The following is an 18,209-nucleotide window of genomic DNA, read 5'->3' on the forward strand; positions in this document are numbered from 1 at the left end:
CGTTCGCGTCTAACGGGTCAGGAAGTGCCAGCCGAGCCAGGCCCAGAGCGCGACCGCGATGAGTCCGGCCGCACGGGATCGGATCGCGTGGGCGAGGGTCGCGGCCGGGGAGGCGAGCAGATCCGGGCGCAGCCGCGCGACCACCAGCGTGACCGCAACGGCCGCGACGACGAGGAGGAAGCCGGTGACGATGACGGCGCGCTCGCTCATCGCCATGCCAGCCAGCATCCGGCGGCGAGCCACACCAGCCAGGCCGCGAATCGCATCGGCCCCTGCTCGAGAGCCGGGTCCAGCAGTGTCGACAGCGTCGGATGCGCGGCGCTGGCCCGCAACCAATCCGGTTGCCGCGCAAACGCGTACGCTTCCCACGCCAGCGCCGCCGCGAGCAGCCCACCCCACACCGAGGTGCCGCGCCGCAGCGCCGGATCGGCCGCCGTTCGGCCCGGCGGGCGGACGATCACGGCGGCGAACACCACGATCCCCGGCACCACCACCAGCGCCGTGGCCTGCCAGCTGAACGGATCGGCGAGGGCCCCCGCCGCGGCCAGGCCGACCGCGGGCAGCACGACCCACCGCAGGTGCCCGCGCCGCGCCGCTTCTGCCGCCATAGTCGCAGCATACGACGCGCAGCGGGTGACTCCACCGGGTCAGAGGGCGAGGGCCATGAAGATGCTGTGGGGGTCCTCGAGGTAGTCGGCGAACGGGGGACAGCGGCGGAATCCGTGCCGCTCGTAGAGCCGGTGGGCGGGGGAGAAGAATTGCTGGGCACCGGTTTCCAGGCTCAGGCGCCGATAGCCGCGCTCGCGGGCCGTGGCGAGGATGTGCCGCAGCAGCAGCGAGCCGACCCCGCGGCCCCGGTGATCGGTGGCGGTGCGCATCGATTTGATCTCGCCGTGCGTCGGGTCCAGTTCCTTCAGGGCCCCGCACCCGGCCAGGCGGTCACCGTCCCACACCGACCAGAAGGTCACCTCCGGCTTGCGCAGCCCGTCCAGGTCCAGCGCGTGCACGCTGTCCCGCGGCGAGTTCGCCCGCATCTCCCCGAGGTGCTCGGACAGCAGCGCGACCACCGCCGCCGCGGTCAGATCGTCCGGCACGATGCGCATACCGCACGGTAGCCGGGAGGCCCGACCATCATGATCGCGGCCCGGCAGTCGATCGATTCGGGCACGTGGGCGTCGATACCGGCGGATCCTTGCGCGCCTGCGGCGGTTGTCCGGCCAACCGTGCACGGCTGAGCCGCACCCGCGATCGGTACCTCCGTCGCCGGGTGTGGCGAGCGGGCGCTCGTCGATCTGGTCGGCATGGTGGTCGGTGACGGCCGCGGCCGGGCGTCATTGTCCGACCGGCGAGCACAGCGCCTACGGATGACTCGCGGCTGTGACCATCGAGGGACCGTCTCGCCGGTGATGAGTTTCGGAGGTTCGGGCGGTCTCTATGGGCAGCGGTGCGGACAGGCAGCGCTGGGGCAGGCCCGGGGCGGCAGTGGCCGCGGTGCGGCGGTGGCCGGCCCGGAGAGCGGGTGCGAGCATGGAGAGACCGGCTCGTCGGCGAGAGGTGGTGGCGTGTGGGCGCTTTCGTGGTCGAGTACGACGCGCTGCGCTGGGGTGTGGTGGCGGCCTTCGTGGTGGCGGCGGTCATAGTCGCGACGAGAGTGCTGGCCGCGGGTTCGGAATGCGTGGATGATGCTGGGGGAGTGACGGTTTCGGGTGTGGTGGACCGCGAATCGGATGCGGCACACCTGCTGATGTGCCTGGTCATGCTGGCGATGCTGGTGTTTCCCACGGGGGCCGCGCCCGCCGCCGTGCAGGGCGTACTGACCGCGATGGTGGTCGTCTACGCGGGCCTGCTGGCCGGTCGGATCCTGCAGCGCCGGGTGGGCTCGGCGCCGGGCGCGCAGGTGGCCCCGCTGGTCTACCACGTGATCGCGGCCGCGGCCATGCTGTGGGCGATGTCGGGTCACCAGCACGGCAGCCAGCACGCCGCACCACCCATCCCGATGTTGCTCCTGGCCGCCCTGTTCACCCTGGACGCCGTACTGATGCTCACCCCGGGCGCGAAAACCCGGCTCCGGCCCGCCCTCCCGCACTCCCCGGCCCGCACGGCGGTCATCCCCCACATCATCATGGACCTGGGCACGGCCTACATGCTCGTCGCCGCCGTCGCGGGCTGACCCGCGGGGAAGTGGGTCAGAGGACGACGGGGTGGTCGGCGACGGTGCGCCCGCCGAGGCGGACCCAGCCGTCGGAATCCCATTCGGTGAACAGTTGGGAGCCCTCGCCCTGGGTGATGATCAGGCTGCGGCGCAGTTGGGCGGTGAGGGCGATGGCGGCGGCGCCGGTGGCCTCGTCCTCGGCGATGCCCATGGCCGGGGCGAACATCCGGGTGCGGACGGCGCCGCGGTCGCGGTTGGTCCACGCCCACACGTAGTGCTGGCCCTCGGGGAAGTCGGCCGGGTCCAGCGTCGCGAGTGCCTCGGCCGTGTCGAATTCGTGGAAGGTGAACGTGGGCGCCCACTCGGCGCGGGCCTGCACCCAGGTCAGCCCCTCGACCGGGGTGACGGCCACCGGACCGGCCGGGACCTCCAGCACCTTCACCGGGGTGCCCTGCTCGGACAGCCACCACGCGGCGCCGACGGTCGGATGTCCGGCGAACGGCAGTTCGATCGCCGGTGTGTAGATCCGCATCCGCGCGGAATCCTCGACGGGTTGCTCGACGACCACGGTCTCGCTGTATCCGGCGCGTGCGGCCAGCGCCTGATGGTCGATGTCCACGACATCGGCGGCGCGGGCGATCCCCAGCGGATTCCCGAATCGCCCGGCCGCGTCGGTGAAGACCCGAACCACCTCGACCTGCGTGCTGTCGCTTTCGAGTGTGCCCATGGTGCTTCAGCCTACTGCGGGGGTTCAGGGGGATGGTGAATCGACCGGCCGTAGCGGCGGCTCGATGCGAAAAGTGCCCTGCCCCGAGCGGTTCGGGGCAGGGCACTGTCGTGTACGCGATCAGAGGGTGGCGGTGGCCAGGGTTTCGGTGGTTTGGACGGCCTGTCCGACGCCCGCGACGATCGAGGCCACGCGCAGCGCCTCGAAGATCACCTCGCGCGAGACGCCCGCCTCGCGCAGCGTGTGCTCGTGCGCCTCCAGGCAGTGCTGGCAGCCGTTGATCGATGAGACCGCGAACGACCACAGTTCGAAGTCGGCCTTGTCGACGCCCGGATTGCCGATGATCTGCATGCGCAGCCCGGCCCGCAGATCGTCGTAGCGGCCCTCCAGAAACGCCTTGCCCCGGTAGAACACGTTGTTCATGCCCATGATCGAGGCGGCGCCGAGGGCGGCGTTGTATGCCTCCGCCGACAGCGTGTCGGCGGCCTCCTCGGCGATCTCGCGCAGCGTGCTCGCCGAACGGGTGGCGGCGGCGGTGGCCAGCAGGGTGCCCCACAGCTGCTGCTCGTTCAGCACCGTCGAGCGCGCGATGGACGACAGATTGAGCTTGAGGTCCTTGGCGTACTCGGGCAGGGAATTCTTCAGGTTCTCCACGGACACAGCGAAACTCCTAGACCCCGGCCGCCATGAGCTCGCCGGCGTTGATGGTGGGGTCGCCCTTCTTCCAGTTGCAGGCGCACAGCTCGTCGGACTGCAGCGCGTCCAGCACGCGCAGCACCTCGTCGACGTTGCGGCCCACGGAACCGGCGGTGACCGACACGAACTGGATCTCGTTGTTCGGGTCGACGATGAACGTGGCGCGGTCGGCGACGCCGTCGGCGTTCAGCACGCCCGTGGCCTCGGCCAGCTCGCGCTTGAGGTCCGAAAGCATCGGGAACGGAAGGGTTTTCAGGTCCTCGTGCTGGGCCCGCCACTGGAAGTGCACGAACTCGTTGTCGACCGACGCGCCGAGCACCTGCGCGTCGCGATCGGCGAACTCGTCGTTCAGCTTGCCGAACGCGGCGATCTCGGTCGGGCACACGAAGGTGAAGTCCTTGGGCCAGAAGAACACGATCCGCCACTTGCCCGCGTGGTCGTCGCTCGAGATCTGCGTGAAGTAGTCGTCGGGCTGCTGAGCATTCACCTTGGACAGATCGCCACCGATCACCGCGGTCAGGTTGTAGGCGGGGAACTGGTCGCCGATGGTCAGCAGGGCCATGCTTTCTCCTTCTTCGTTTGTCTGCGGTTGCCGTGCGAGGTGTTCGCGGTCGATCTTGCCCGGAGGGTGATGAAAGGTAAAGGTGATCAGTCGCACTAGACTGATAGGCGTGACTGATCATACTTATCAGCCCACCCTGTCACAGCTGCGTGCGTTCGTGGCGATCGCGGAGTATCGCCATTTCGGCACTGCGGCCGCCCGGCTATCTGTGAGCCAACCCACGTTATCGCAGGCGCTGGCATCACTGGAAAACGGGCTGGGGCTGCAGCTGATCGAGCGCAGCACGCGCCGGGTGCTGGTGACCGCCGCGGGCAAAAGGCTACTGCCGCAAGCGATGGCGACGCTCGAGGCCGCGGACCGATTCGTCGCCTCCGCGAACGGTGACGGCCTCGGCGGCACGCTGCGCCTCGGCCTCATCCCGACGGTCGCCCCGTACGTGCTGCCGACGCTGCTCCCGGAATTGCGGCGGCGGCTACCGGCGCTGGTGCCGCACGTGATCGAGGATCAGACCGCCCGGCTGCTGGACGGCCTGCGCACCGGCGTGCTGGACGTGGCGCTGATCGCGGTGCCCGGCGAGACGCCCGGACTGGTCGAAATACCGCTCTACACAGAGCAATTCGTGCTCGTCACGCCGCGTGGGCACGAGCTGGCCGGGCGCGCCGACGTCTCCCCGTCGGCCCTGGACAACCTGCCGCTACTGCTCCTGGACGAGGGCCACTGCCTGCGCGACCAGACGCTGGACCTGTGCCGATCGGAGGAGGTGCGGCCGGGCTCGGTCGGCGATACCCGCGCGGCCTCGCTGGCGACCGTGGTGCAGTGCGTCGCGGGCGGATTGGGCGTCACCCTCATACCCGAGATGGCGGTGGCGTCCGAAACCGCCCGGGGCACACTGGACATCGCGCGATTCGCCGACCCCGCGCCGGGGCGCACGCTGGGGCTGGTGTTCCGCGGCTCGACCGCGCGCACCGAGGACTACGAGGAGCTGGCGGAGATCATCCGCGGGCAGCGGCCGGTGTGAGGACGCACAGCCGCGCGGCGGGGCGCGCGGGCGCGCTGCCAGTGCGATTGACCAGCCGCTGAGCGTCTGGGACGCTCTCGACGTGCGGATTCATCATCTCAACTGCGGCAGCATGGGAATGGGCATGGTCGATCACTGCCTGCTCATCGAGACCAAGGCCGGTCTGGTGCTGGTGGACACCGGATTCGGGCTCGACTGCGTGCGCACCCCCGGGCCCCTGGTCGGCCCGAGCCGGTTCCTGCTGGGCGCGCAGCTGGCCGAGCACGAGACGGCGATCCGGCAGATCCAGGGGCTCGGCTACGACCCGGCCGATGTGCGCCACATCGTGCTCACCCACCTCGATCTCGATCACGCCGGCGGGCTGGCCGACTTTCCCGAGGCGACCGTGCACGTGCACGGGCCGGAGTTCCGCGCGGCCACGGCCGGTCGCACGCTGTCGGAGCGGATGCGCTATCGGGCCCCGCAGTGGTCGCACGGGCCGCGGTGGATGGTCAACGAATTGGACGGCGGCGACGAGTGGTTCGGCTTCCGCGCGGTGCGCGATCTGCCCGGCCTGCCGCCGGAGATCCTGGTCGTCCCGCTGCCCGGGCACACCCGCGGGCACGTCGGGGTGGCGGTCGACACGGGCCGCGGCTGGCTGCTGCATGCGGGCGACGCCTTCTTCCTCGACAGTGAGGTCGATCCGGCGGGGCCGCGCACGCCGCTGATGTGGCAGCTGTACGAGCTGGGTTCGATCGTGCGGGGGGCCTATCGCGAGAACCGGCGCAGGCTGGTCGAACTCAACCGCGCGCACGGGCACGAGATCACCATCTTCTGCGCGCACGACCCGGCGGCCTATGCGCGGCTCGCGGGGTCGACGGTCCGCCCGGCGGGGTGAGCGGGATGCGCATCCACCACTTCAACTGCGGCACAGCGGGTATCGGATTGGTCACCCACTGTCTGCTGGTGGAGACCTCCGACGGCCTGGTGCTGATCGATACCGGATTCGGCCTCGAGTGCGTGCGGGATCCGGGGCGGATGGTCGGAATGTCCCGATTCCTGGTGCGTCTCGCCCTCCGCGAGGAGGAGACGGCGGTCCGCCGGATCCAGGCGCTGGGTCTCGATCCGGCCGATGTGCACCACATCGTGCTGACCCACCTGGATTCCGACCACACCGGCGGGCTGGTGGACTTCCCCGGCGCCGCGGTGCATGTCCACGGCCCGGAGCTGCGGGCGGCACGGGCGCCGAAGCTGGCCGAGCGCACGCGGTATCGGCCGCTGCACTGGGCGCACGGGCCGCGCTGGGTCGTGAACGAGGTTGCCGCGGAGGAGGAGTGGTTCGGGCTCCCGGCGGTGCGGGACCTGCCCGGGCTGCCACCGGAATTCGTCGTGATCCCGCTGTACGGCCACAGCCGCGGCCACGCCGGGGTGGCCATCGATACCGGCAGCGGATGGCTGCTGCACGCCGGTGACGCCTTCCTGACCCGCGCCGACATCGATCCCGCGCGTCCGGACCTGCCCAGGGCCAATCGGATCTACCCGTACTTCGGCGCCGACCTCCCCGCCCAACGGGCGACCCGCGAGCGCCTGCGAGACCTGGTCCGCCGCCACGGCGACGAGATCGAGATCTTCACCTCCCACGACCCGAAAACCTTCGCCCGCTTATCGGGTGACACGGCCGGAATCGCCGAGCAGCCCTAGCCGCGGCGGTGCTGTCGTATCCCGGCCTGCGCCGGTCCCTATCGCCGGTACGCGCATGTCCGTATGCCGGTGCGCGCCGGTCCGCACCCGCCGGTGTGCGCCCGTCCGTATGCCGGTGTGCCCGGGTCCGCACCCGCCGGTGTGCGCCGTTCGTATCGCTGGTGTGCGCTGGTCTGTACTCGCTAGTGTGTGCCGATCCGTATCCGCTGGTGTGCGCCCGTCTGTATCCGCTGGTGTGCGTCCGTCTGTATCCGCCGGTGTGCGTCCACCTCCTATCCCCGGCGTGCGTTTGGCCGGGGCACGGGATTCCGGCCGAAAGCACGCCGGAAATGCTGGTGGGCCGACGTATTTGATTGCCAGCTATCTGCCAGCTCGGTGATCGGCGCGGTGGGTCGAGGATTGGGGATTGCTGGGTATCGGTGCTTTGCCCGCTTTGCCCGGTTGTGGATTCGGGGGAGGCGAGCCGCCTGTTATTAGGCGCTAAACCTGGAAGTGAGGGAGTTCACGCCGCCATGTGGCCCGGTGGTGTGCGGGGATTCGGCACAGTGGTGGCATGGGATGCACGGGTGTGGCGAGGAGTTCGGCAACTGGTCAGCGAATACTCTGTCCGGCGGGGAGCGCGCGATGAGCGCCGGGCGGAACACCGCCGCGGCCGCGCGATTTCCCCGGCTGGAGGGCGCCGGATCGCGGCTGTTCGTATACGGCACCCTGCAATTCGGTCCCGTGCTGGAGCAATTGATCGGGCGCACACCGGATTACGACTTCGCCGTGGCCCGCGACCAGCGGGTGGCCGCCCTGCCCGGCCGGTTGTACCCGGGCTTGGTAGCACAGCCCGGGCGGCTGGCCGGGGGCCTGATCCTGAACGGGCTGACCCGCGCCGAATGGGAGGTACTCGATGATTTCGAGGACGACGAATACGAGCTGCGCCCGATCTCCCTGATCGGTCACGACAAACCGGTGCCGACCTATGTCTGGACCGCCGATGTCATCCGAAACGACTGGCAGCCCGAGATATTCGCCGCCGACCACCTCGACCGCTACCTGAACTGGTGCGCGCGATGGCGCGACGGACGGGCGGCGAGCCGATAAGCCACCCTCTCACTCAGCGAAAACCAGTGCGGCACTTGGCCTACCTCGCACCGCTCAGCTCGAGCCCGGAGACCGGCGCGGCGGTTGCGGCGAGGCGAAATGCGCTGGGGCTCATGCCGCGATGGCGCTTGAAGGCGGCGCTGAAGCCGAATGCGTCGGCGTAACCGACCGTTTCGGCTATCCGGGCGACGGACAGATCGGTATCGGTCAGGAGCGTCTCCGCCTCGTCCATGCGGCACTCGGTGAGGTAGGTGAGCGGTGGCCGACCCATCACCTCGGTGAAGCGTTTCGCGAATAGCGCTCGGGAGACGCCGGATTCGGCCGCGAGCGATGCCACGGTCCAACCGCCGGACTGGCGGTCGTGAAACGCCCGCAGGGCGGGCGCCAGGATCGGGTCGGCCAGGCCGCGGTACCAGCCGGGCGCGTCGGATCCGGCCTGGTCGAACCAGGTTCGCAGGGTGCACACGAGGGCCCAGTCCAGCAGGCGGTCCATCAGGGCCTGTGACCCGGCCGACCGCAGCGCGGCATCGGCGGCGGCCGTCTCCAGCCACGCGCACACCTCGGTGTCCTCGTTGACCACCAGCACCGGCGGCAGGGCGCGCAGCAGGCGCTCGTGGCGGTGGCCGGAGGCGCGGTAGGCGCCCACGATCAGCGCGGTCGCCCCGTCCGGATCGTTCCCCCACCGGATCCCGCCCAGGTCTTGTGCCGTGCACTCGAGATCTTCTGTGAAGCAGGCGATTTCGTACTCGGTGTGCGGGGTGCCCACCGTTGCCGGGTGGTCGGCCAGCAGGAAGGGGTCCGGGCCGCGCACGATGGCGGTATCGCCGACGCCCACCGCCCGCTCGGTACCGTCGGGCAGCAGCAGGGTGCCGCCGCCGCGCAGCACGCTGACCATGGTCAGCGGGGCCTCGTCGGCGAAGCGGATGGTCCACGGCGCCTCCAGCACCGCGTAGCTCACGACCGAGCCCTCGGCCCGGATACCGCTGAGAAGCGAACTCAAGGGATCCATGCCCACCATCGTAGACGATCACCTATATATCGAAGCGTTTCTCCCATGGATCATCCATACGATCACGGATTTACTGGTGTCATCGCATCGGCAGACAACAGTCAGGAGAATCCTGTGCCACACGATGGCAACACCACCCCCGGCCGGACCGCCCTCGTGGTGGTCGCGCACCACCGGTCCGATTCGCTCACCGCGCACACCGCCCGCCGGACCGCCGCGCAGCTCGAGGCCGCCGGATATCGGATCGATCTGCTCGATCTGCACGCCGAGGGGTTCGATCCCCGGATGAACCTCGAGGATCAGCCCGATTGGGGGAATCGTGAGAAGACCTACTCGGACGAAGCCCGCTCGCACATGCGGCGAATTCTCAACGCGGACATCGTTGTTGCCGTCTTTCCGGTGTATTGGCAGAGCGTGCCCGCCATCCTGAAGGGCTGGATCGATCGAGTGTGGAACTACGGCTTCGCCTACGGCCGCAGCAAACCTCGCCTGGCGGGCAAGCGCATGCTGTGGCTCGGCCTGGCGGGTGCGGCGGGCGACGACGAGATCATCGAGGGGATGCGGGCGGTGCTGGATATCAACCTGAATCAGGGCATCGCCTACTACTGCGGCTTCACCCACTCGACCGTCGGCCTGCTCCCCGACGCCGAGGAGCGCCCGCAGCGCCTCGACGCCGAGGGCAACCTGCTCGTCGGCGCCGCGGTGGCCGGTGCCGAGCGCGAGGCGCAGTACGCCGACTTCGACCGTCGCGCAACCGAATTGGTCGAGCAGTTCCTGGCGGCGGAGCTGGTCGAGGCCTGAGGGGCCGTCGGTTCAGCCGACCCGGGGGTACCGGTCCGTGTCCATCGGTTGGCCCGGGTCGATGCCCGAAACCTCGTCCTGGTAGGGAGATTCGGGTGAGGGGCGGAAGGTGGCCTCGGCGTCCATGTAGACCGTGGCCAGGGAGATCCGGGCGTCGTCGGTCGCATTGGCCCCGGCCATGTGGACCAGCGCGGAATGGTGGAAGGTGCAGTCCCCGGCGCGCAGCGGCACCGTCACCCGGGGCCACCACCGCAGCTCCGGACGGACCTCGAACGGATCGGCGAAACCGGTCGGGGTGCCGCCCGGCCAGTGGTGCGAGCCGGGGAGGAAGCTCATGCAGCCCCGCTCCACCGGCACGTCCACCAGGGCGACCCAGGCGGTCAGCGTCACCGGCGCGCCGTCGATCGGGAATGCGGGATCGTCGATGTGCAGCGGTGTCGTGGTGCTTCCGGTGGTTCGCTTACGCAACAGTTCGGATTTGAACATCCGCAACGGCCGCCCGGCCAATCGCTCGGCTATCGCGGTGATCCCGGGGTGCAGTGCGACGTGGCGCATCGATGCACTCACCCTCTCCGGGTCGGCGACCCAGTCCATGACATTGCCGCGGGCGTCGTCGTCCCAGGAGATCTTCGGTTGGCGGTCGAGCAATTCCTCGGCGTCGGCGCGGCACCGCCGCACCTCCGCCGTGTCGAGCACCCGGGGCAGGTGCACATAGCCCTGCGTGCGGTACCGATCCACCAGGTCGGGTGAAAGTGTCTGTGGTGTAGTGAGTTTCATCGATTCGGTCACCCCACCACACTTAGCATCGATCGAGCGGATTCGAATCGCCCGCAAGGCGGGTCTCAGGCGATGTTGAACATCCAGTGGATTCCGAATCGGTCGACGAGCGAGCCCGCCTCGTCGCCCCATACCTGCTTTTCCAGGGGCAGGGTGATGGTGCCGCCGACGGACAGTTTGTCGAAATAGCCGCGGAGTTCGTCGGCGGCGTCGGTGTCGCCATCGAGGAAGACCGCGACATTGTTGCCCGGGCGGTAGGGCGGGTGGCCGGGCCTGTCGTCCGGATGGTCCCACCCCATCAGCGTGTAACCGGCGGCGGTGTCCAGCCGGGCGTGCATGACCTTGTCGGCGCCGCCCGGGCTCGGCGCCCCGAAGTCCGCGGCGGTCGCGACCTGCAACTCACCGCCGAACACCTCCCGATAGAACTCCAGCGCCTGCCGCGCATTGCCACCGAACATGATGCACGGATTGACCTGAGACCCCACGAATACTCCTTCATCCCCGACCGATCGGACCCTCCGACGGCCGCCGCACCAACCTCCCAACAAACCACGACACCAACTGTCATGATTACTGCGGAGGCTCGAAATTCCCTGGAGCGCAGCGGTGGCTCGCGGTACCGTCTGGTTCGGTCGGTGTCGGTCCAGCAGCGGTTTCGCGGTAATGCAACCGTTTCTCCGATCGGGGAGTTCTCTTTGCGTGCCCACAATGCCGTGCCCCTCGGCGCGGGTTTCTCCCGACTCTGGACGGCGTCGGCGATATCGAATATCGGTGACGGGGTCACCCTGGTGGCGGGACCTCTGCTCGTCGCATCGCTCACCACGAGCCCGGCGACGGTCGCGGGTGCCGCCTTCGTCCAGCAGCTGCCGTGGCTGCTGTTCGTGCTCGTCAGCGGTGTCTTCGTCGACCGGCTGGACCGGCGGCGGCTGATCGTCACGGTGACCAGGCAGCGGCAGGTGCCCGATCACCTGCGCGGCCGGGTCGGCAGCGTCTACTCGCTGTTCGACCTCGGCGGCGCGGCGCTCGGGTCGCTGCTCGGCGCGGTGATCGCCCAAGCGTTCGGTGTGGTCGCGTCGTTCTGGCTCGCGGCGACGACCATGACATGTGTTGCGGCACTGGCCTGGCGGTCGCTGGGGCGGGGTGCGGTAGGGCCCCGGGGCCAGGGTTCGAGTGGTTTGACGTAGCGGTGGCAGGGGGCCGGGATCGGGTCGGTGGGGTCGGGGAGAAGGCGCGTGCCCGAGGTGCGTCGCGCCACCCTCGTGCCAGACGCGGGCTGCCCCGGGTGCGTCGGCGGCGCGCGCAGGACGGAGATCGGCCGCGCACGATAACAGCGCGATCCGGCACGGGGACGCGGTCAGCGGCGCCAGAAGAAGTGGTGGACGACTCCGCTGGGGCTCGGGATCTGCTCGAGCCGGAAGCGGTCGAGCAGTTCGTCGGGCGACTTCCACAGCTGTTCGCCGCGGCCGAGTTCGACAGGGGCGACGGCGATGTGCAGGGTGTCGATCAGGTCGGCGTCGAGGAATTCGCGGATGGTGGCCACCCCGCCGCCGATCCGCACATCCTTGCCGTCGGCGGCCTGCTTCGCCCGCGCCAGGGCCTCCTGCGGCGAGGCGTCGAGGAAGTGGAATGTGGTGTCGCTCAGCGTGAACGACGGTCGCTCGTGATGGGTCAGAACGAAAACCGGTGTGTGGAACGGGGGTTCGTCGCCCCACCAGCCCTGCCAGTCGTAGTTCTCCCAGGGGCCACGCACGGGGCCGAACTTGTTGCGCCCCATGATCTCCGCGCCGATGTTGCGGTTGTAGTCGCGGGTGATGTAGTCGTCCAGGCCGCGGCTGCCGCCGGGGTCGGTGCGGTTCGGCCAGCTGGCCGTCGCGCCCGCCCACGACATGAAATCCTCCGGAGCGGCATGCCCGAACGGGCGGTCGAGACTCTGCCCTTCCCCGGCGCCGTATCCGTCCCGGGAGACGCCGAAACATTGAACGCGAACGAGCTGAGTCATGAGAAGCCTTTCTGATTGCAACCTGCAAGCAGTTGGCAACTTACCGAGACTGCTCGCAGATTGCAACCAGTTGGTCGCGGGCCGGGCGACCAGGCGGGTCAGCCGAAGGTGCGGCGATACGCCCGAGGGGTGACACCGGTGGTCCGTTTGAAGCGATCGCGGAAGGCGGTGGGCGACCCGAAGCCGACCTGGGCGCCGATCTGTTCGACCGAGTGCCGCGTGGTCTCGAGCAGCTGCTGGGCCCGGCGGATGCGGGCGCGGTGCAGCCAGTGCAGGGGTGTGGTGCCCGTCTGCTCGCGGAAGCGGCGGATCAGGGTCCTGGTGCTCACCTTCGCGTGCCGCGCGATATCGTCGAGTGTCAGTGGGCGAGAAAGGTTTTCGCCCAGCCACGCCAGCACCGGCTCGAGTTCGGAACCCGCGGGGACGGAGGTGCGGTCGTGCGCGATGAACTGCGCCTGTCCGCCCTCGCGTTCCAGCGGCATCACCGAGACCCGCGCGGCGTCGGCGGCGACCGCGGAGCCGTAGTCGCGCCGGACCATGTGCAGGCACATGTCCAGTCCCGCCGCGGCGCCGGCCGAGGTCAGGATCTGCCCGTTGTCGACGTAGAGCACATTCGGGTCGACCTCGACCCGCGGGAATTCGGCGGCGAGCCGGTCGGCGGCGAGCCAGTGCGTGGTCGCGCGCAGCCCGTCGAGGAGTCCGCTGGCCGCCAAGGGGAACGCGCCCGAGCAGATGGAGGCGATCCGCGCGCCCGCGGCGGCGGCCTCGCGCAGCGCGGTGTACACCTCGGGCGTCAAAGACGTTGTGGGAGCGGCGGTTCCCGGAACGATGACGGTGTCGGCTCCGGCCAGTCCGTCCAGCGCCCGTTCGGCGCGCAGGACGAAGGTGCCCGCATCGACCTCCGGCCGTTCGGCGCAGACGCGGACCCGGTAACCGGACCGCCCGTCGGCGAGGCGCGTGCGGGTGAACACCTCGATCGGGGTCGACAGGTCGAACGGAATCACCTGGTCCAGAGCCAGCACGGCCACGGTGTGCATGGCAGCAACGTAGCGGATCCGCGATAGCGCTGGCATTTTCCCGTGGAAGGTTGGCGATGGTGCCACTGGGGCCGGTGCGGCGGCACGCCTAGCGTCGGACGCGATCCGGCGCTCGCCGGTCGGCACTCGTCTCGGAGGACTCGCACATGCATGCCCAGATCGTTCTGTTCGATGGCTTCGGCCTCCTCGATGTCGTCGCCCCGTACGACGTGCTGTACGCCGGCGGCATCGCCTCGGGGGAGGTGACGGTGGAGTTCGTCTCGGCCGAGGGTCCGCGCGAGGTGGTCAGCGGTGCGGGCGGAGTCGCGTTGCGCGCCACCGCAACTCTCGATCCCGCCCGGCCGGGCCTGATCGTCGTGCCCGGCGCGGCCGGACGCCTCGGCGAACCCGGGCAGGATGCCGACGAGCGGCAGCGCGGCGAATTCATCAGCGTGCTGCTCGCTCGCGCCCTGACCACCGAACTCCCGGCGTTGCTGCGCACAGCGATGGACAACCCGCAGGTGACGGTGGCCACCGTCTGTGCGGGATCGCTGCTTCCCGCGATGGCCGGGTTGCTGGCGGGCCGCGCCGCGACCACCAATCGCATGGCGCTGGCCGGGCTCGAGGCCACGGGTGTGCGGGCGGTCGCCGCCCGAGTCGTGGACGACGGCGATCTGATCTCCGGCGGCGGTGTCACCTCGGGCCTGGACGTGGGTCTGTATCTGCTCGAGCGAGAGGTCGGCCCGCGCGTCGCCCATGCCGTCGAGGAACTTTTCGAGTACGAGCGCCGCGGCACCACGTGGCGCGACCACGGCATAGCCGCCTCCTGGTAGTCCGCGGCGGTGGGTGTCCGGGGTCACATTTCACCCCGCACCCTGCATAGCTGGTGCCCACTCGGTAGACTCGAAATTGCGCACATTGCTCAACTTCGAATCCTCCTATTGTTCATTCCGCGCTCCGGAGACAGGATGGCGGCGACGAATGCTCAACAAGGGAGGCGCCCGATCGGCGCCGAACGGAACGGGTGGAATCGATGACCGAGCTCGCCGACCGCGAACTGATCACAGCACCGTACGACCTGGCCGACCGCTACCGCGTCGGCGCCGGGACCGTCGTCCTGACCGGCGTGCAGGCGATCGCGCGGCAGCTGGTCGAGCAGCACGTGCGCGACCTGCGATCGGGGCGCCGGGTGGGCACCTTCGTCTCCGGATATCAGGGTTCGCCGCTGGGCGGCGTCGACCGGATGCTGGGCGGGATGCCGGATGTGCTGGCAGAGCACGACATTCGGTTCGTGCCGGGGTTGAACGAGGAACTGGCCGCGACCGCGGTGTGGGGCAGCCAGGGCGAGCTGCCGGAGGGCGCGGCGACGCACGACGGCGTGGTCGGGGTGTGGTACGGCAAGGGGCCGGGCCTGGACCGGTCCACCGACGCGCTGCGGCACGCGAACATGTACGGCGGCAACCCGAACGGCGGCGTGCTGCTGCTCGTCGGTGACGACCCGGCCTCGAAATCGTCGACCGTCCCCGCGGTCTCGGAGCGCTCGCTGGCGGCGCTCAACATCCCGGTGTTGTTCCCGCGCAACGCCTCCGAGATCATCACCATGGGCCTGCACGGGGTGGCGCTGTCGCGGGCGTCGGGCTGCCTGGTCGCGCTGAAGATCGTGGCCGATGTGGCCGACGGCGCCTGGACGGTGGACGGGCGCGTCGGTGAGATCGACACGCTGATCCCGGAGATCGAGTGGGAGGGAAGGCCGTTCACGTATCGGCAGCGACCGATGGCGGCGCCGACCGACAGCGTGCTCGCCGAGGCCGACCTGTACGGGCCGCGCTGGGAGATCGTCAAGGCCTACAGCGCGCTGAACGAACTGGATGTGGTGGAGGTGAACCCGGCGCGCGCGACCGTCGGGATCGCCGCCACCGGAACCACCTTCGACGCGGTCCGCCAGGCGCTGCTCGATCTCGGGGTGGGCGACGACGACCTGCACCGCGCCGGAATCCGGCTGCTGCGCATCGGCATGCCCTATCCCGTTGCCCCCGAACCGATCCGGGCCTTCGCCGCCGGGCTGTCGCGGGTGATCGTGGTGGAGGACAAGACCGCCTTCCTCGAGACCCAGCTGCGCGACATCCTGTACGGCACCGCCGACGCGCCGCGGATCGTCGGCAAGCGCGACGACGCGAACCGGCCGCTGTTCGATCACGACGGCGAGCTCACCGCGGGCCGCATCGCCAAGCCGCTGCGCCGGGCGCTGGACGGGTACATCGAGATGAAACGCCCACTGCCGCAACCGCTGTCGCTGTCGGTGCTGCCCGCCAAGCGGGCCGCGTACTTCTGCAGCGGCTGCCCGCACAACCGGTCCACCGCGGTCCCGGAGGGCTCCCTCGCGGGCGGCGGCATCGGCTGCCACACCCTGGTGACGATGTCGGGACGGGAGGACAGCAGGGTCACCGGGCTGACCCAGATGGGCGGCGAGGGCGCGCAGTGGATCGGGCAGGCGCCGTTCACCGAGGTACCGCATCTGTTCCAGAACATCGGCGACGGAACGTATTTCCACTCCGGGCAGCTCGCGGTGCAGGCGTGTATCGCGGCGGGGGTGAACATCACGTTCAAGCTGCTCTACAACGACGTGGTCGCGATGACCGGCGCGCAGGATGCCGAGGGCGCGCTGGCGGTGCCGCGGCTGACCCACAAGCTGGCGGTGGAGGGCGTCCGGCAGATCATCATCTGCGCCGACGAACCGAAGAAGTACCGCAGGCGGGACCTGGCGCCGGGAACGCGCCTGTGGCACCGGGATCGGCTCGACGAGGCACAGCGCGCGCTGCGCGAGATTCCGGGCGTGACCGTGCTGATCTACGACCAGCACTGCGCGGCCGACGCCCGGCGGCAGCGCAAGCGCGGCACCCTGCCGGTGCGGCGGACCCGGGTGGTGATCAACGAGGCGGTGTGCGAGGGCTGCGGCGACTGCGGCACCAAGAGCAACTGCCTGTCGGTGCAGCCGGTCGACACCGAATTCGGCCGCAAGACGCGCATCGATCAGACCTCGTGCAACACCGACTACAGCTGCCTGGACGGCGACTGCCCGTCGTTCGTGACCGTGGAGCTGCCCGAACCGGGAAAGGGCAAGCGACGCAAGAAGAGTCGGCCCGCGGCGCCGGAGCTGGAAGACCTCGGGATCGCCGCCCCGACCACCACCCAGAACGTCTTCCTGGCCGGTATCGGCGGCACCGGGATCGTGACGGTGAACCAGGTGCTGGTGACCGCGGCGATGCGCGCCGGATACGAGGTGGCGAGCCTGGATCAGATCGGGCTGAGCCAGAAGGCCGGGCCGGTGGTGTCGCACCTGCGGTTCGCGGCGGGTGGGCTGGAACCGTCCAACCGGCTCACCCCGGGCTCGGCGGACTGCATCGTCGCCTTCGACCTGCTGGCGGCCGCCGATACCAAGAATCTGGCGTACGGCTCCGCCGAGCTGACGCTGTCGGTCGCGTCGACCAGTAGGACGCCGACCGGAGATATGGTGTACGACAAGGACATCGAGTACCCGGACACCGGCTCGCTGCTGGCGCGGCTGGAGCGGGTGTCGCGCACGGTGCGGTCGTTCGATGCGCTGGCCGCCGCCGAAACGCTGTTCGGCTCCACGGCCGCCGCGAATTTCCTGCTGGTCGGTGCCGCCCATCAGCTCGGCGGGCTGCGGCTGCCCGCGGCGTCGATCGAGGAGGCCATCGAGATCAACGGCGTGGCGGTGGAGGCGAATATCGCGGCCTTCCGGTGGGGGCGCGCGGCGATCGCCCGGCCGGACGACTTCGCCGCGGCCATCGCGCCCCGGAGTCGGTCTCGCGCCGGAAACCCGGTTCCGGCAGACCTTTTCGATGGATTGTCGGCGACGGGGGAGACCCGGCGCCTGGTCGAGGTGCGCGCCGCCGAGCTGATCGGATTCCAGGGTGTCCGGGTGGCACGGGAGTACGTGCGGACGATGGAACGGCTCTGGCAGGCACAGCGGCGGGTCACCGATCGCACCGAGTTCACCGAACAGGCCGCGCGCGGGCTCTACAAGTTCACCGCCTACAAGGACGAGTACGAGGTGGCGCGCCGCCTGGTCGACCCGGCCTTCCTGGACGAGGTGGCGGCGCAGGTACCCGACGGCGCCAACCTCACCTATCGCCTGCACCCGCCGGTGCTGCGGGCGCTGGGTCGCGAGAAGAAGATCGGGTTCGGTCCCCGCAGTCACCTCGCCCTGAAGGCCCTGGCGAAGGGAAAGCGGTTGCGCGGCACCAAGTTCGACCCATTCGGCTACATGCACGTCCGCCGGGTCGAGCGCGCTTTGCTCGCGCACTACACCGACATGGTGACCACGCTGGCCGAAAGCCTGGATAGGGACTACGACCGCGCCGTGGAGGCGGCGGGCCTGTACGACGTGGTCCGCGGCTACGAGGACGTCAAGCTGTCCTCCGTGGAGATCTACCGAAACCGTCTCGGCGAGTTGGGTTTCGATCCCCCGTCCCTGCCGTGACCCGGCACGCGGGGATGGCGATGACGCAGGGCGGTGGACCGCGGTGGGGGGGGGGGGGGGGTGAGGGGGCGCCCCCCCCCGGCCGGGGGGTGGGCCACCCGACAATTTTTGGGGCCGCGGGCGGGCGCCCCCCCGGGGGGGGGGGGGTGTTGGGGGTGGGGGGGGGGGGCCCCCCGGAA

At 69.9% G+C, this 18,209-nt stretch carries 20 protein-coding genes; 9 read left to right on the plus strand and 11 right to left on the minus strand.

Going from position 1 to position 18,209, the window contains the following annotated elements; genetic code table 11:
- Positions 1–9 precede the first annotated feature (9 nt).
- From QH290_RS23545 to QH290_RS23555, 3 genes are read right to left on the minus strand one after another with little or no spacing between them, the layout of a single operon-like run.
- Positions 10–216, minus strand: coding sequence for a DUF6186 family protein (locus QH290_RS23545; RefSeq protein WP_280385157.1), 207 nt, complete (start codon positions 214–216; stop codon positions 10–12).
- Positions 207–608: a hypothetical protein gene (locus QH290_RS23550; protein ID WP_280268346.1), complete on the minus strand. Its 402-nt coding sequence runs from the start codon at positions 606–608 to the stop codon at positions 207–209. The genes QH290_RS23545 and QH290_RS23550 overlap by 10 nt, the downstream gene beginning before the upstream one ends.
- A gap of 39 nt (positions 609–647) precedes the next feature.
- Positions 648–1,103 carry a GNAT family N-acetyltransferase gene (locus tag QH290_RS23555; protein WP_280385159.1) on the minus strand — a complete coding sequence of 152 codons (456 nt, stop codon included), beginning with the start codon at positions 1,101–1,103 and terminating at the stop codon, positions 648–650.
- A gap of 461 nt (positions 1,104–1,564) precedes the next feature.
- Here QH290_RS23555 and QH290_RS23560 point away from each other — a divergent pair, with 461 nt between their 5' ends.
- The gene (locus QH290_RS23560; protein WP_280268348.1) at positions 1,565–2,170 is read left to right on the plus strand and encodes a DUF5134 domain-containing protein; all 606 of its coding nucleotides are present in this window, start codon (positions 1,565–1,567) and stop codon (positions 2,168–2,170) included.
- A 16-nt stretch (positions 2,171–2,186) separates the two neighbouring features.
- Here the strand turns inward: QH290_RS23560 and QH290_RS23565 are convergent, their stop codons facing one another.
- The 3 genes from QH290_RS23565 to QH290_RS23575 form a co-directional block, all read right to left on the minus strand.
- Positions 2,187–2,879, minus strand: coding sequence for a PhzF family phenazine biosynthesis protein (locus QH290_RS23565; RefSeq protein WP_280385161.1), 693 nt, complete (start codon positions 2,877–2,879; stop codon positions 2,187–2,189).
- A 120-nt stretch (positions 2,880–2,999) separates the two neighbouring features.
- Positions 3,000–3,539: an alkylhydroperoxidase, AhpD family gene (gene ahpD / locus QH290_RS23570; RefSeq protein ID WP_280265570.1), complete on the minus strand. Its 540-nt coding sequence runs from the start codon at positions 3,537–3,539 to the stop codon at positions 3,000–3,002.
- A 10-nt stretch (positions 3,540–3,549) separates the two neighbouring features.
- Complete coding sequence (locus QH290_RS23575) at positions 3,550–4,137, minus strand: peroxiredoxin (RefSeq protein WP_280265569.1); 588 nt, start codon at positions 4,135–4,137, stop codon at positions 3,550–3,552.
- Positions 4,138–4,246: 109 nt separating this feature from the next.
- Between QH290_RS23575 and QH290_RS23580 the strand changes: the two genes are divergently transcribed.
- The 4 genes from QH290_RS23580 to QH290_RS23595 all read left to right on the plus strand — a co-directional run bounded on the left by QH290_RS23580 (position 4,247) and on the right by QH290_RS23595 (position 7,924).
- A complete protein-coding gene (locus QH290_RS23580) occupies positions 4,247–5,155 on the plus strand; it encodes a hydrogen peroxide-inducible genes activator (RefSeq protein WP_280265568.1) in 909 nt (302 codons plus the stop codon).
- An 82-nt stretch (positions 5,156–5,237) separates the two neighbouring features.
- The gene (locus QH290_RS23585; RefSeq protein WP_280265567.1) at positions 5,238–6,032 is read left to right on the plus strand and encodes an MBL fold metallo-hydrolase; all 795 of its coding nucleotides are present in this window, start codon (positions 5,238–5,240) and stop codon (positions 6,030–6,032) included.
- Between the two features lie 5 nt (positions 6,033–6,037).
- The gene (locus QH290_RS23590) at positions 6,038–6,835 is read left to right on the plus strand and encodes an MBL fold metallo-hydrolase (protein ID WP_280265566.1); all 798 of its coding nucleotides are present in this window, start codon (positions 6,038–6,040) and stop codon (positions 6,833–6,835) included.
- Positions 6,836–7,459: 624 nt separating this feature from the next.
- Positions 7,460–7,924, plus strand: coding sequence for a gamma-glutamylcyclotransferase family protein (locus QH290_RS23595; protein ID WP_280265565.1), 465 nt, complete (start codon positions 7,460–7,462; stop codon positions 7,922–7,924).
- A 40-nt stretch (positions 7,925–7,964) separates the two neighbouring features.
- Here the strand turns inward: QH290_RS23595 and QH290_RS23600 are convergent, their stop codons facing one another.
- Positions 7,965–8,933: an AraC family transcriptional regulator gene (locus QH290_RS23600; RefSeq protein WP_280265564.1), complete on the minus strand. Its 969-nt coding sequence runs from the start codon at positions 8,931–8,933 to the stop codon at positions 7,965–7,967.
- Between the two features lie 114 nt (positions 8,934–9,047).
- Between QH290_RS23600 and QH290_RS23605 the strand changes: the two genes are divergently transcribed.
- The gene (locus tag QH290_RS23605; protein ID WP_280265563.1) at positions 9,048–9,734 is read left to right on the plus strand and encodes an NAD(P)H oxidoreductase; all 687 of its coding nucleotides are present in this window, start codon (positions 9,048–9,050) and stop codon (positions 9,732–9,734) included.
- A 12-nt stretch (positions 9,735–9,746) separates the two neighbouring features.
- Here the strand turns inward: QH290_RS23605 and QH290_RS23610 are convergent, their stop codons facing one another.
- On the minus strand, positions 9,747–10,523 hold the full coding sequence (locus QH290_RS23610) for a phytanoyl-CoA dioxygenase family protein (RefSeq protein WP_280265562.1): 777 nt from the start codon (positions 10,521–10,523) through the stop codon (positions 9,747–9,749).
- A 53-nt stretch (positions 10,524–10,576) separates the two neighbouring features.
- The gene (locus QH290_RS23615; protein ID WP_280265561.1) at positions 10,577–10,996 is read right to left on the minus strand and encodes a VOC family protein; all 420 of its coding nucleotides are present in this window, start codon (positions 10,994–10,996) and stop codon (positions 10,577–10,579) included.
- Between the two features lie 210 nt (positions 10,997–11,206).
- On the opposite strand from QH290_RS23615, the gene QH290_RS23620 reads away from it, so the two are divergent.
- Positions 11,207–11,695 (plus strand): MFS transporter, encoded by a 489-nt coding sequence (locus QH290_RS23620; RefSeq protein WP_280265560.1) that lies wholly within the window; start codon positions 11,207–11,209, stop codon positions 11,693–11,695.
- 170 nt (positions 11,696–11,865) lie between these two features.
- On the opposite strand, the gene QH290_RS23625 is transcribed toward QH290_RS23620, so the two are convergent.
- Positions 11,866–12,510, minus strand: a complete 645-nt coding sequence (locus QH290_RS23625; protein ID WP_280385164.1) for a dihydrofolate reductase family protein — start codon at positions 12,508–12,510, stop codon at positions 11,866–11,868.
- 98 nt (positions 12,511–12,608) lie between these two features.
- Entirely contained in the window at positions 12,609–13,547 is a 939-nt protein-coding gene (locus QH290_RS23630; protein ID WP_280385166.1) for a GlxA family transcriptional regulator, read from the minus strand.
- Positions 13,548–13,693: 146 nt separating this feature from the next.
- Here QH290_RS23630 and QH290_RS23635 point away from each other — a divergent pair, with 146 nt between their 5' ends.
- Positions 13,694–14,359, plus strand: a complete 666-nt coding sequence (locus QH290_RS23635; protein WP_280265557.1) for a DJ-1/PfpI family protein — start codon at positions 13,694–13,696, stop codon at positions 14,357–14,359.
- A gap of 200 nt (positions 14,360–14,559) precedes the next feature.
- On the plus strand, positions 14,560–18,030 hold the full coding sequence (locus tag QH290_RS23640) for an indolepyruvate ferredoxin oxidoreductase family protein (protein ID WP_280385168.1): 3,471 nt from the start codon (positions 14,560–14,562) through the stop codon (positions 18,028–18,030).
- Positions 18,031–18,209: the final 179 nt, after the last annotated feature.

Origin of the sequence: Nocardia wallacei (assembly GCF_029869545.1) — a bacterium.
Taxonomy (GTDB): Bacteria; Actinomycetota; Actinomycetes; order Mycobacteriales; family Mycobacteriaceae; genus Nocardia; species Nocardia wallacei_A.